This is a genomic window from Lactobacillus sp. UMNPBX6, assembly GCF_002553975.1.
GTDB lineage: Bacteria > Bacillota > Bacilli > Lactobacillales > Lactobacillaceae > Lactobacillus > Lactobacillus gallinarum.
On record NZ_PCZD01000003.1, the window covers coordinates 34,587 to 48,687 of the forward strand.

12 protein-coding genes are annotated in these 14,101 nt (G+C 34.5%); 6 read left to right on the top strand and 6 right to left on the bottom strand.

What is annotated here, in order from left to right:
• Position 1: 1 nt before the first annotated feature.
• The gene (locus CP357_RS00915) at positions 2-3,484 is read right to left on the bottom strand and encodes a PD-(D/E)XK nuclease family protein (protein ID WP_098036320.1); all 3,483 of its coding nucleotides are present in this window, start codon (positions 3,482-3,484) and stop codon (positions 2-4) included.
• 81 nt (positions 3,485-3,565) lie between these two features.
• On the opposite strand from CP357_RS00915, the gene mvk reads away from it, so the two are divergent.
• From mvk to fni, 4 genes are read left to right on the top strand one after another with little or no spacing between them, the layout of a single operon-like run.
• A complete protein-coding gene (gene mvk, locus CP357_RS00920) occupies positions 3,566-4,474 on the top strand; it encodes a mevalonate kinase (protein WP_025005661.1) in 909 nt (302 codons plus the stop codon).
• Positions 4,474-5,436 carry a diphosphomevalonate decarboxylase gene (gene mvaD, locus CP357_RS00925; RefSeq protein ID WP_025005660.1) on the top strand — a complete coding sequence of 321 codons (963 nt, stop codon included), beginning with the start codon at positions 4,474-4,476 and terminating at the stop codon, positions 5,434-5,436. The genes mvk and mvaD overlap by 1 nt, the downstream gene beginning before the upstream one ends.
• A 43-nt stretch (positions 5,437-5,479) precedes the next feature.
• Positions 5,480-6,562: a phosphomevalonate kinase gene (locus CP357_RS00930; RefSeq protein ID WP_098036321.1), complete on the top strand. Its 1,083-nt coding sequence runs from the start codon at positions 5,480-5,482 to the stop codon at positions 6,560-6,562.
• Between the two features lie 12 nt (positions 6,563-6,574).
• Complete coding sequence (gene fni, locus CP357_RS00935) at positions 6,575-7,591, top strand: type 2 isopentenyl-diphosphate Delta-isomerase (protein WP_098036322.1); 1,017 nt, start codon at positions 6,575-6,577, stop codon at positions 7,589-7,591.
• 235 nt (positions 7,592-7,826) lie between these two features.
• Here fni and CP357_RS00940 read toward each other — a convergent pair whose 3' ends face one another.
• The 3 genes from CP357_RS00940 to CP357_RS00950 are packed head-to-tail and all read right to left on the bottom strand — an operon-like array spanning position 7,827 to position 10,915.
• The gene (locus tag CP357_RS00940; protein WP_098036323.1) at positions 7,827-9,215 is read right to left on the bottom strand and encodes an RsmB/NOP family class I SAM-dependent RNA methyltransferase; all 1,389 of its coding nucleotides are present in this window, start codon (positions 9,213-9,215) and stop codon (positions 7,827-7,829) included.
• On the bottom strand, positions 9,196-10,173 hold the full coding sequence (locus CP357_RS00945) for a hypothetical protein (protein WP_087176071.1): 978 nt from the start codon (positions 10,171-10,173) through the stop codon (positions 9,196-9,198). The genes CP357_RS00940 and CP357_RS00945 overlap by 20 nt, the downstream gene beginning before the upstream one ends.
• Positions 10,163-10,915, bottom strand: a complete 753-nt coding sequence (locus CP357_RS00950) for an SAM-dependent methyltransferase (RefSeq protein WP_087176070.1) — start codon at positions 10,913-10,915, stop codon at positions 10,163-10,165. The genes CP357_RS00945 and CP357_RS00950 overlap by 11 nt, the downstream gene beginning before the upstream one ends.
• Positions 10,916-11,000: 85 nt before the next feature.
• Between CP357_RS00950 and lepB the strand changes: the two genes are divergently transcribed.
• Positions 11,001-11,570: a signal peptidase I gene (lepB, locus tag CP357_RS00955; protein ID WP_025005655.1), complete on the top strand. Its 570-nt coding sequence runs from the start codon at positions 11,001-11,003 to the stop codon at positions 11,568-11,570.
• Positions 11,571-11,632: 62 nt separating this feature from the next.
• A complete protein-coding gene (locus tag CP357_RS00960; RefSeq protein WP_003627439.1) occupies positions 11,633-11,824 on the top strand; it encodes an LBP_cg2779 family protein in 192 nt (63 codons plus the stop codon).
• Between the two features lie 56 nt (positions 11,825-11,880).
• On the opposite strand, the gene CP357_RS00965 is transcribed toward CP357_RS00960, so the two are convergent.
• The gene (locus tag CP357_RS00965; protein WP_098036324.1) at positions 11,881-13,206 is read right to left on the bottom strand and encodes a replication-associated recombination protein A; all 1,326 of its coding nucleotides are present in this window, start codon (positions 13,204-13,206) and stop codon (positions 11,881-11,883) included.
• Positions 13,207-13,267: 61 nt separating this feature from the next.
• Positions 13,268-14,095: a hypothetical protein gene (locus CP357_RS00970; protein WP_098036325.1), complete on the bottom strand. Its 828-nt coding sequence runs from the start codon at positions 14,093-14,095 to the stop codon at positions 13,268-13,270.
• Positions 14,096-14,101 lie beyond the last annotated feature (6 nt).

Here is a 14,101-nt window from a genome sequence, read left to right on the forward strand (position 1 = left end):
ACTAATCCTTCTTTCCTAGTTTTTCCTTAATTTTAGCTAACAAATCTTTCTTACTCATGTTGCTAATCTCGTGATATTGATTATGTCTAAGCATGGCGTCAAAGAAGAAAATATCTTTAAAGTCTGAATATGTTAGAGCATTTTTGCTCCTGCCATAACGATATGGATTTAATTCAATTTGACCAGATAAAATCTGTCTAGAAGCTTCTTTAATAAGATATTCATCATATTCCAATAGCAACTGAATTTCTTCTTCGCTAAAGTTACGATCTGCTGGCAATTTAAAGCCGCCTTTTGCCTTGGTTCCTACTCCTGTATAAAGTTGAGAAGCTTGACTAGGCTTACCATCTAATAATGGCTCAGCTTCTAACAAAATTTCCGGATTATTACTAATTAGGCCCGTATACATCAACTTAGGCTTACTATCCATTGCATTTTCACGTAAGTTTAAGCTGCTATCAATTAACTTATTACTATTTAGCCTTTCTAGCTGTCTAGTAACTGTTTGATAAAAAGCACCTAATAGCGAAAGCTTGTCCTCTTCCGCAAAGAAATGATTATTATTAGTTAAAACATCCAAGTAAGAAACCATCTGAAGGGCGATACCGTTATAAAACATCCCTAAATCAAATTTTTTAGCAGAAGATTTGTAATCGATCACTTGCGCTAAAACTTGATCTTTATTAGCAAAATTAGCTAAATCTACTCGGTCTATTTTCCCGCGTAAATTAACTTGATGATTACCAGCTAAATCCGGAATATCTAAACTGATACCTTTAATTTTTTGATCTAAACCAAAACTTAATTCAGAATATTTGGCTCGCAGCGGTGTTTCAGCTAGTGATTTACGCCAATTTCGAGCTACCTTGGAAGTTGTATGATCTAAACAGTGGAATAAATACTGGTTAAACGGGTCATTCATCAATTGAGCATATTTACTTTCATCCTTGATAACATCTCTAACCTGATTAAGTTGCTGCTCAAGCTCTACACTACTTAAATCGGCCAAATCAAGATGCTGTTCATTCAATCGCTTAACTAACCGATCAAATGTCTCATGGAAATAATTTCCGGCTTGAATAACATCAAATTCATTTTCAAAGCGGCGCCGTAATTTTAACCCGTAGGTCAAGAAATACTCATAAGAATTTTCATAAAAAGTCTCCAACTGTGAAACTGATGAATACAAATTCTTACCATATAGTTCCGCTGCTAAATCTTCTCCGATATCTTCAGGCTGATTATCAAAGTCGCTTGCGTCAAGCACAACTTTTACTTTTTGTGGTAAATATTTCTGTGTAATTCTTAGAAGTTCATTTATTGCATCAGATGAAGCATTAGAATTCATATAGGCTAAGTAACCTAGGCTCGCATCAGGATTAGTTATGAAAGATAAAAGATCCTGCATCTTTTCTGGTAGATCATGTTGACTAAATTCAGGCGCACCATAATTTTGTAGACGCTGATAATAAATTGACGGATCTAATTTCTCATTTGATGCATTTAACACAGGATAAGAAATATACACTCTGTCCTGCGCTAAGGCTAAAGACAAGCCAAACTGATAATTTTGATCTAAATTATTTAGTCGCTGATTATCTTCCAAATATGCATCAGATTCAAAACTACTTTGCAATTGATTTAAATTTTCTGTCGTCAAAAAACCTGGCTTTTTTTCAATTGCAGGTAAATTTCCGCTTGTCGCACCAATAATAAAGACTTGCTTATACCCACTGGCTTGAACCATTCCCATTTCTGATAAGTTGACAGCATCAAGAGTTGAAGGGATTTGCGAGAAAGTAGCTTCCTTGAATGCGCTAATCATCATATTAAAAAATCCATCTAAATCAAATTGCTCTGGGTTAATTGCCAGATAATCTTTCAATAATTGAATCAGCAAGTCCCATAATTGTTCAGGTTGCTGTGCTTGTTGCAAATCACCAGATTCATTCGCATCATCGCGCCATTGTTCTAAACGCTCAGCAATTCCGTTCTTAGTCAAAAAATCAAAGAATATGGTTAGAGCTTTTTGACTATCCTTTTCTTGCTCTAATTTAGTAAACAAATTTGTAACTTTATCTACCAAATAACCACGTAATCGATCAATTTTGACCACTTCTTCATCAATTTTGTCTAATCTGATAACTTCTGCACTTACAAAATCTGCAAAATGTTTTTTCCACAAATTATGATTAATTCCGTGAGCTAAAACAAAATTTTCTAATTCATCTACATCATGAATATACTCAGCTTCTTCTTTATACCAAGATGGGATGAGCAAATGCGTCTTTAATATGGCAAGCATACTCTGCGTCCGAAATGGACTATCCTTTAAGTCACGTAAATTGAACAGATTTTCAATCAATACAACTAGAGGGTGATATTTCATTTCCTGCTGCAAATCATTAAAGAAAGGAATATTATTTTGCCGCAAAATTGGCGTTAAATATGTCTCATATTCTTTCAAATCTGGTGCCAAAATCAGAAAATCACGGTAGCGATAATTATTCAGAGCCACTTGTTGATAAATTGTCCGCGCAACAAAATATGCTTCCGCATACCGAGAATCAGCTTTAACAAGTTGTACTTGATTTAATTCATCAACTTTAGGAATCGTTTCTGTCCAAAGGCTGTTTAGGATTTCACGTGAAGTAGGCTCAGCAGCAATCGGAAATTCATTTGCTACATAATCCATATCTCTCTCTTGCAAAAACGAAACTAATCGCTGGATAGTTTGTTGAATGACGTAATCATAATCTCCTTCTTCGGCTTTAGGATTGATGTTTCCTAGTCTCGTTTTAAAAGCCAGTGTTACATCTTTAGCTTTTCTCATTAAGATTTGAATAGTTAACATTTCCTGCAGAGAAAAATGAGAGAAATCACAGAAATAAAAACTAACATGTTTTAAATCAGAATTTTTAGCTAAAATTTCATTCAACTGTACTTGTACTTCGTTTTTAGTTGAAAATTTGCCCGCTATTTCCTCAATAAAAGCATTATAAATAATCCGTAAATCATGAATTTTACTTTTAGTTTCTTGATCTAAATTAGTTTCATCTATGTTATCCAAATCCAAATTGCCGTCATACACTTGTAAAATCGTATTATAAAGTTGACGTACCATCCCTGAATTACTCTGTTCAAAGATAATCAGCTCGTCTTGCTTTTCCTCAATAATATGGGTTAGCAACATCGCACTAGCAGCATCATCTAATTGTGTAGGCAATCCCTGTTCAGCATCTTTTAAGAAAAACCACGCTAAACGCGAGAACGATAACACGTACAGATTTTTGACTGCTGTCTCCGTTTGCTTTTTCTTAGATGCAAGTTTATTAATCGCTCTAACTTCTGTGGTAAACTTAATATGATTAGGAACGATGATAAAAGTTTTGTTTTCTGGGTGCTTTTGATAATTTTCAATTGCTGAGGCCAGAATTTTTTCTTGTAATGGGTCAGTTTGTCGTCCTGTTAAAATTTTGATCATTTGTTCGCACTTCCTTGTTTATTATTTTATCATAGCAAGGTTGATATCTTTTATTAAATCTATTTTAAGGATGATTAAAAAATGAAAACTAGTTTTTTAGCTCATGGGAAAGTAATTATTATTGGTGAACATTCTGTTGTTTACGGCTATGATGCTTTAGCGATGCCTATCAAAGCTTTGCATATTAAAACTACTGTCGAAAACAATTCTAAAATGTGGATGGATACCGCACGCTACCATGGCTCTTTTTATGATGCTCCGAGTGAATATGATGGTCTGAAGTATGTTGTCAAAGCTATGCAAAAAAAGGCAAACAACGATGAGCCATTAAAGATCACATATACTGGAGAAATCCCTATGGAACGAGGATTTGGCTCCAGCGCTACAGTTGCTCTAGGTACTACAAAGGCTTTAAACGAATTCTTTTCTTTAAATTTATCTGAATCTGAAATTATGGCAGTTACCAATCAGGCAGAAATGATTAATCACGGCAAGGCTTCTGGTCTTGATGCCGCTACAGTTAATTCCAACTACTTAGTATTTTTTAACAAAAAAATGGGACCCAAAGTTTTACAAGCTGAATTAGGTGCTACACTTTTAATTATGGACACTGGAGAATTAGGCAATACTAAGAAAGCTGTTACTCAAGTAAGTCAACTTTTAAGTGAATCAAAAAAGGCAAATGTTAATATGAAACGCTTAGGCGAATTAGCTGATCTGACAAAAAAAGCCTGGATTGATCATGATATCAAAACTGTAGGTAATATTTTTAATGAAGCACAAACGATTTTGCATTCTTTTAATATTTCAACTACCAAAATTGATCAATTACAAAAAATTGCTCTAGATAATGGTGCCCTTGGCTTCAAATTATCTGGTGGTGGCTTAGGCGGAATTACTATTGCTCTATGCGAGAACCAAGAAATCGCCAAAAACATTGCGGATAAATGTCAAGATCTAATTAGTAACTACTGGGTGGAGAAAATTTAATGTCAAAAATAGTACGTGCTCATACAAATATCGCTTTAATTAAATATTGGGGTAAAGCAAATGCGGAATTAAGACTTCCCTTAATGTCTAGTCTCTCAATGACACTAGATGCTTTTTATACCGATACTACAATCGAAAAGACAAACGATGATCCTGCTTTTTATTTAAATGGAAAAAAGCAAGATTCTAAACAAAGCCAACGAGTTTTTTCATATTTGGCCAAACTTCAAAATAAATTTGGTTTTCATGACAACTTAATCGTTAAATCTGTTAATCATGTTCCAACCTCTGCTGGACTCGCCTCTTCTAGTTCAGCCTTCGCCGCATTGGCAGCTGCTTTTTGCCAATGCTATAATATCCAAGTTGACAAAAAAGAGTTGTCACGTTTAGCACGAATCGGTTCTGGTTCCGCATGTCGCTCTATTTTTGGTGGGTTCTCGGTTTGGCAAAAGGGAGATTCCGACGAAAGTTCTTATGCATATGCTTTAGATGAACATCCTCAAATGGATCTACACCTTTTGGCTGTAGAATTAAACACTAAGCAAAAGAAGATTTCTTCTACTAGCGGCATGAAAGAAGCACAATCTTCTCCTTTCTTTAAGCCTTGGCTTGAACGCAATGAAAGTGAACTAAAGCAAATGATTACGGCCATTAAAAACAATGACTTTACCGCATTAGGTGAACTAGCAGAATTAAATGCTAATGAAATGCATGCCATCAATTTAACCGCTCAACCTGAATTTACGTACTTTGAACCAGATACAATTCGCGCCATTAAATTAGCTGAAGATCTTCGCAAGGAAGGAATTGAATGCTACTATACTATAGATGCTGGTCCAAACATTAAAGTTCTTTGCCGGTTAAGAAATAGCAAAGAAATTGTTGAACGCTTTAAGTCAGTATTTAATAATGTTAATATAGTGATTGCAAATTTTGGTCCTGGTATTACCTACTTGGATTAATCGTTGTAATAGAAAGTTAATTAGATTCGAGGATTTAATTCTTTTGATAACAGAAAAAGCACCCGGAAAATTATATATCGCTGGAGAATACGCCGTTTTAGAACAAAATTGTCCTGCTGTTTTAGTTGCCGTAAATCAATTTGTACGTGTTTCAATTACTAAAAGCAAGACTTCTACGGGCTTAATCCACTCTAAACAATATTCACAAGACTCTATTCACTGGATCCGTCAAGGTTCTAAGATGGTAATCGATAATCGTGATAACCCATTTGAATACATTTTATCTGCAATTTCTTACACAGAACAATATTGTATTGAACAAAACATTAAGATGAAAGTCTACGATCTGCATGTTAATTCAGATCTAGATTCTGCTGATGGTAAAAAGTATGGTTTAGGTTCAAGTGCCGCTGTCACTGTAGCTACGGTTAAAGCTATTTTACACTTCTATGGTGTCAAAATGAGCAATGAACTAGTATATAAATTATCTGCCATTTCCCATTATTCTGTCCAAGGTAATGGTTCTGCTGGTGACATTGCAGCTAGTGTTTATGGTGGTTGGCTAGCCTACCAAACTTTTGATAAAAAATGGCTACAATATGAATTAGCTAATAAAACCTTATCAGAAGTCATAAATGAAGCTTGGCCAGGACTTAAGATTGAGTTGCTAACCCCACCTCACGATATGAAATTAATGATTGGTTGGAGTCAAAAGCCAGCATCAACTTCTCGTTTAGTTGATGAAACCAACGCTAATAAGGCAGCTTTAAATATGGAATACAAAAACTTCTTAGCTGCTTCTAGAGAATGCGTATTAAAGATGATTGCCGGCTTTGAGGCAAATGATATTCCATTAATAAAGAAGCAAATTCGTGTTAATCGTCATTTATTACAACATTTTGCTAAAATTAACCAAATTGCCATTGAAATTCCACGTTTGACTCAATTAATCAAAATTGCTGAAGACTTTGGTGGTGCCGCAAAAACTTCTGGGGCTGGTAATGGTGACTGCGGTATTGTAATTACTGGTGCTGACACTGATGTTGATGCATTAGAGAGTGAATGGCGCCGCAATGGGATTTTACCTTTGAACTTTAGAGTTCACCAAATTAGCCTTGCTCACTAATTGGAGAAAAATATGTCAATTAGATCTGAAAGAAAAGAAGAACATCTGAAATTAGCTCAGATGTTTTTTAATAAAGAAAAATATAATAGTTTTGATCAAATGCATCTGTTACGCCCTGCTCTACCAGAAAGTAAGGTTGATCAATCTGTTTTGGCAACAGAAATGTTTAATAAAAGCGTTTCTGCTCCTTTTTTTATCAATGCAATGACAGGTGGATCAAAGCAATCCTTAATAATTAATCAGGCTCTGGGAAAGATCGCACATCAAGAAAAGATTGCTCTAGCTCTTGGTTCTGCTAGCATTTTAGCTAAGGAAAAGGATCAATTAGAAAGTTTTTATGTTGCTCGCAATGAAGATCCAAATGGCGTTTTAATTGTCAATGTTAATCCAGAAACTCCCATTAGTGCGATTAAACAAACAATAAATGAGTTGCAAGCTGATGCATTACAGATTCACCTTAATACAGTCCAAGAAATTGCAATGCCAGAAGGTGATCGTGACTTTATTTGGCTCAATAAAATCAAGAATATCCTCGATCAAATTTCCATCCCCGTGATTATTAAGGAAGTAGGATTTGGTCTTGATCAAAACAGCATTCACCTGCTTAAAGAAAATGGCATTAAGTACTTTGACATTGCAGGTGCTGGGGGAACAAATTTCGCTCAAATTGAAAATGCACGTAATTCACGGGATGTTTCTTATCTAGAAGACATCGGATTACCTACTGTTGTTTCAGCCTTAATGGCACAAAAAGAAAACGTTAATTTTATTGTTTCAGGTGGTGTATGTAACCCGCTAGATATTTTAAAAGGGCTAGCTTTAGGTGGACAATTTGTTGGTATTTCTAATGTATTCTTGCAAGAATTCAACAAGAATGGTTTTGAGGGACTTCAAACCTTAATCAGCGATTGGAAAGATGAATTAGCTGCTTTAATTGCGATTTATGGTAAAAACGATTTGGCATCCCTACCCCAAATAAAAAAATACTATGATCTACAACTAAAGAACCAAATAGATCAATTAATTTAATATCAAAAAAGCACTAGACAATCTAGTGCTTTTATTTTACATAATTTTTATTATTTTGGCCTCTATATCTTTCTTACTTTTATTTTTATTGTAGAAAAGAAAAAGGATTAAGCATTCCTGATCCCCGGATCTAATGCTTAATCCTTTTAATATTTATTTAGTTCTTTTTCTTACGGTCCAAGCCGAAGATTGAGAAACAGTCGAAAAATTTCTTTTATAGCCGCAACTGCCGCAATTATTTTCTAAGTCCTTTAGGATAGAAATTTTTCAAAATTCCATTACCAGTAATTTTGCCAAAACTAAAAATCATTTGACTATAACTAACCAGCACAAAACCACGCAAATCACTTTGGACCTTAATCGTTTCTCCATGTAAGTACTTTTGGTAATCATCCAAGGTTGCCAAATCAACTACACATGTCTGCTCCGATTGACCTAATACTTCTGCAAGTTGATGACCCGGTTCGAATCTCTTTTTCTTCAGAATTCCTAATTCGACACCATTATTAACAATGGGCAGCTTAGTCTTTTCAGGTAAAACAATCGCAGGAATAAAGACATGATCATTTCTAACCATTGCCTTTTTAGACCAATCACTCAAACTAGTAGGCAAATTAAATTGATTAATCACCTCTGCAACTAGTTCTTGTTCGTTCTTAGTCAAACGCAATGGATTCTTTTTTTGCTTTTGCTTTTGCTTTTTACTCTTTTTGGTTACAACTTCTACATTGCCACCATTTTTCTGCAATACAGCAGCAAACTGACCTTCACCGACTCCATCTTGTGGCCAAAATCTAAGCGTTTTGGTTAATTCTGGATTATTATCACTCCACTCAGGATGACCTAGACTTATTCTTTCATCTTTGATTCCAGTATCAAAAATACTAAAATCGTGTTCATTAACTAACCAGCTAACAATTTGTTCATCTTCTTCTGGAGCAAACGTACAAGTCGAATAGATCAAGCGTCCATTTGGCTTGAGCATCTTAACTGCTTCGTTCAAGATATCTTTTTGTCTTCTTTGACATGTCAAAACATAATCTTGAGACCAATAATCAATTGCTTCAGGATTCTTTCTAAACATCCCTTCCCCACTACATGGAGCATCAACTAAAATTACGTCAAAGAAATCAGAAAATACTGGCGAAAGTTTTTCTGGGCTTTCATTAGTAATCAGTGCATTACTTATTCCCCAACGCTCGATATTTTCTCTCAAGGCTTTAGCTCTACTGCCAGAGATTTCATTTGCAACTAAAAGGCCTTCATTTTTTAATTGTTCTCCTAATTTAGTCGTTTTCCCACCAGGAGCAGCACACAAGTCTAATACTTTATCTCCAGGCTTAACACCGCTCAACGCAGCAGGAAACATCGCAGCAGGATCTTGCGAATAAACGTATCCACTTACCCATTCAGGATCTTCACCGCTTATTTCGCCATAATATGCATCCCTAAGATCAGGAATTGGTTTATTTAAGTCATAAGATAATTTGATCGGATTCTTTAACGTATTAATTCTAAAAGCTTTTTTGCTTTCTTCATTCATTGCCGTAAAAAGTGCTGTCGCTTCTTTATCGCCTAATAATTTTTCGTATTTTTCTTTAAATTCAACGGGTAGCTTTAACAACTTTTTTATCCTTTCTTATTAAGTGATATAACGTGATACAAAATGCCACTACATTCATTAGCCATGCCATAAGTAAAACTATGCTCAACACACTAGCCACTGAATAAAATGCATGCCATCTTAAAAAGATATATGCTAAAAGTCCACAAACGCCTTCTACCATTAAAGTACGAGCACTACGATTAATTACCCAATTGCGGAATAAATCGCCATGAAGGTGGGTTAATTTAGCTTGTCGCATCATTAAAATTGCAAGTACTATATTAGTTACCACACCTAGTATCATGCAAGTTACTAACATTAAAATATTAGGCAATACTGACAAGCGGTCACGGTGATGTTCCTGTACAAATGGAGGAATATGAAGCTTAGCGTGATAATGTTTAGCTATCTTACTAATTACATACGGAGTACTATCAATCACTATCCTATAATTTCTTAACTGATCTCGTGCTGTAGGCTGATTTACTCCTGTGCTCAGATAATATTTATCCATTTCAACTTGAGGATAATTTTTAAACGTGCCAATTACAGAATAATAATTTCGTCCTAAAACAACATATTTATTATTTTGTGCTTCTAAAACATTGATCTTAGCAGTAGGACCTAATACAGCAAATGAGACTTTCCCTTCAAAATCATCTGGAGAAAAATAGCGTCCTGTTTCTGTCGGCAAACTTTTTACCACATGATTACTCCAGACTAAGACTTGCTTTTTTTCATAATTACTATCGAAGTGTAATTGAATCTGATGATTTTTATAGTTCTTATTTAGGTAACGTAAAAAAGAACTAATGCTTTCATCGCTATCTGTTCTAAAATAGCGTGTATTGTTAGTCAGCCCATGGGCTTCTAATACTTCATCTGCATAATCAGATTGAATATTAGAAATCATGGTGCCTATTCCCAAAAACATAATTAACGGTACTAAAAGTAAAAAAATTCTTTTAAAATTCATTATCTATCTCAAATATCCGTTCATCAATAAAATCAAAACTTTGAAATGAACTATTAATTTCATTCAAAGCTGCTGTACGTTTAAACCAATTACGTTGCCAGAATTCTGGCGAATTAGTTGCCCCATCTTCTTCACCAATGAAGATAAAATGCTTTGCATTACTATATTTTTGCCATGCATCAATTGCCGCAAGATCACTTTGACCGAAATTGGGTGACCAAGAGCAAAGAATCAAATCCACATCGGAATACTTTTTTATTGCTTGCGCTGCTTCTAAATTAATAACTGGATGAAATGGCTCCGCACCTGTTGATGAAGTCTTAGCCCATTCTAAGGAATCCGTACTTATTGTTTGAATTCCAACATTTGCTAGTGTACTTGACCAATAAGCATTGCCAGCCATAATTTCCAAAGCAGTATCAATCTGCATCTTATCTTTTATCAAAGCTGCCGTTTTTAAATTGGCTATTGACCAAATGCCATATTTCCAAGATAAGTATTGCCGAAAATTATTAAATAAGTTATTAATATCGGTTAATTTTCTTTTTTTATTATTTCCGATTTCTTTTAAAACATCTTCAAATTGATCTGGTAATAATCCCAATTTATCTGGTGCGGCTTTTAACGGCTTACCATTACCAACGTAATGATCAATTTGTTTTATTTCTTCTACTTGACTATGTATCAGAGGATGATTAATTTCATCATCTAACATAGTTAATTTGTGCAAATAATTCGTCATATCTTCCTACCTTACCTAATGATTTTACCATTCAAAGTCATAGAAATCAGTTATAATAAAAATAGCAAATAAAAGGAGATTGTTTATGGGAGAAAAAACTAAGAAGAAAAATGAAGACGAAGAAAGCATAGGTCATTTTGTTCTCGATATAATCATTATGTTTGCGATTTTGATGGGGATTTACTATTTTGTATTTAGCTTTTTCCTTTCAAATGAAACAGTTTCTGGCCCCTCAATGCAGCCAACATTTGAAAATGGTGATCGTTTAATTGCCGTTCGTCATTTTACGCCTAAGCGCAATGATATTGTGATTTTAAAAGCTCCTGATCAAAAAGGCGCTTTATATATCAAGCGTGTAATTGGCACACCTGGCGATATGGTTACTTCAAAAAATGATAAGCTTTACATTAACGGTAAGCAAATCGCTGAACCATATTTGAATAACAAGTATGAAAAGCAAGCTCATCGTTTAGGAGAACTATATACTAACAATTTTACATTAAAAGAAAAAGTACCTAAGAATCACTACTTCGTCATGGGTGATCATAGAGATGTTTCTAAAGATTCTCGTTACTTTGGCTTTGTTAAACGGAGTGCACTTATTGGGAAAGTTGTCTTCCGCTACTGGCCATTTACTCAGTGGAAAACATTTTAATTATTTAAAAGTTTTATTTTGTATATAATTTGATTAAAATTAAAGTGTAAGGAGAGATTATTATGAATGAGCAACAAGAAGAATTATCGAACGCAATTATTGATTTTCAAGTTAAACACCATGTTAATGATACTGATTTAGCTTTTGCTAGTCACCTATCTGTTGAAAAGGTGCATGCAATGAAAACTGGTGATGGGGAATTCACCAACGAAGAAATTAATCAACTTTATGACTATATGTCTGCTAATGCTTAATTAGTTATAGATGTACGAAAAAGCTCTATTTCCCATGAGAAATGAAGCTTTTTTCTTTACCCATTCTTTTTATGCCAAGCCTTGATCTGTTCAATTCTTTTCTTAAAGCGAATTTCATTCCCCTGTTCACTTGGATAATAGAATTGACTTCCTTCCAATTCTGGCGGCATCGTTTTCATATTAGTAAGCTTATCTGGTGCATCTTGAGCATACTGATAATCTTTACCATAATTCAATTCTTTCATCAACTTGGTTGGTGCATTTCTAATTTGAAGAGGTACCGGTAAATTGCCAGTCTTTTTAATCGCCTTTTCTGCCTTTTGCTGAGCAACATACACCGAATTTGATTTTGGCGTACAAGCTAAATAAATTACACATTCTGTCAAATGTACGCCACATTCTGGCATCCCAATGAATTTACAAGCCTGAAAAGTATTAATCGCCACATTCAAGCTATTAGTGTCAGCTAGGCCAACATCTTCGCTAGCAAATCTTACCAAGCGACGAGCAATATATAAAGGATCTTCACCACCATCAAGCATTCGATTAACCCAATATACTGCAGAATCCACATCACTATTACGCATTGATTTATGTAAAGCCGAGATTAAATTGTAGTGTTCGTCACCCTTTTTGTCATAACGTAAGGATTTGGTATTAATTAGTTGATTTAAAATACTCTCATCTACAACCACTTTCTTTCCTGTCTTTTTGCCATTTAAAACAGCGATTTCTAACGCATTTAAACTGCTGCGTGCATCCCCGTTGCCAAACTCTGCGATCATACGCAAATTTTTATCAGAGATTTCAACATCCAACCCAGGAAAACCGGCTGGATTTTTGATTGCATTTTTAAGTAAATGACTAATATCCTCAGTCGATAAAGAATGAAGCACAAATACTTTTGCGCGGCTAAGAAGCGCTGAATTCACTTCAAACGATGGATTTTCAGTGGTCGCACCGATCAAAGTAATACTTCCACGTTCAACAAACGGCAAAAATGCATCCTGTTGTGCCTTATTGAAGCGGTGAATTTCATCAATAAAGACAATGGTCTTTTCACCAAATTGACGATTTTGCTCTGCTTCTTCCATGATTTGGCGAATATCTTTAATTGACGATGTCACAGCACTAAAGGTAATAAAATGTGCTTTAGTATGCATGGCAATGATCTCCGCTAGAGTCGTCTTACCCGTTCCAGGTGGTCCCCATAAGATCAGAGAAGGCACACGATCTTTTTCAATCAATTCACGCAGGATTTTACCTGGACCAATTAGATCATTTTGCCCTACAAATTCAGATAAATTCTGTGGCCTAACACGATCAGCTAGTGGTGTATTTTCGTTTTCATTTGCTAAGGAAAAAAGCGATTCTTCCTTCATAATTTTCACCTCAGATAAATTATAGCAAGAAAAAAAGCAATCAATTAATGATTGCTTTTTCTTATCTGTTTACAATTTTAGGTTCAACCCATTTTTTAACAAATAATATATCGCATAAGCCAAACACTAAGTTAACTATTAATAAAAGAAGATCATCTAACCAGATTGGATCATATGACTGAAGTACTTTATTAGTATTAACCAAGTTTTGTAAGTGAGAAAGGACGATTAACCAAACATAAACAGCAATAATTACTAAAATCGCCATGATCAAAAGTCTAATCCATAAGGTGCTCTTTACAGGGAGTTCATTAGAAACAATTCTTGAAACAAAGTTGGCAAAACTTACAAAGAAATAAATAAACAAAATAACTAATACTACAAATAGCCAATAAAATTCAAACGATACATTAATTCCTGGTACGTTAGGAGTATAAGGAGATAACCCAAATTTACTAAAGGCCTCTGCTATACTATTAGCCCCCATAGTAGGAATAAGTAAGAAGATATTAACAATCTGTTGCAATAAGAAGAAAACACCACACGCTAATAAACTACTAAAAACATTAGCTAAATAAGTTTTACCTTCATCTGCGGCAGCTAAATGCCATGTTTGACTCATATTGATCTTTTCATTTTGCCAACAAGTAACTGCAAAAAAAGCAATATCAAAGTAAATAGTTAAAGTGGCAATATTATAACGCCAAAAATTGCCTAAATTATGAGTCCATGTATAAAAGAAAGTTAAATCATAATTTCCTGTTCCCCAAGCAAATAATGAAATAAATACTATTGTAAACAAATTAATGATGAAAAACAGATAGATGTACCTACTCTTCTGTACCCACATTTGTTTAAAAAGATTACCAAAACTAGTCAAATCATTCATCCCTTT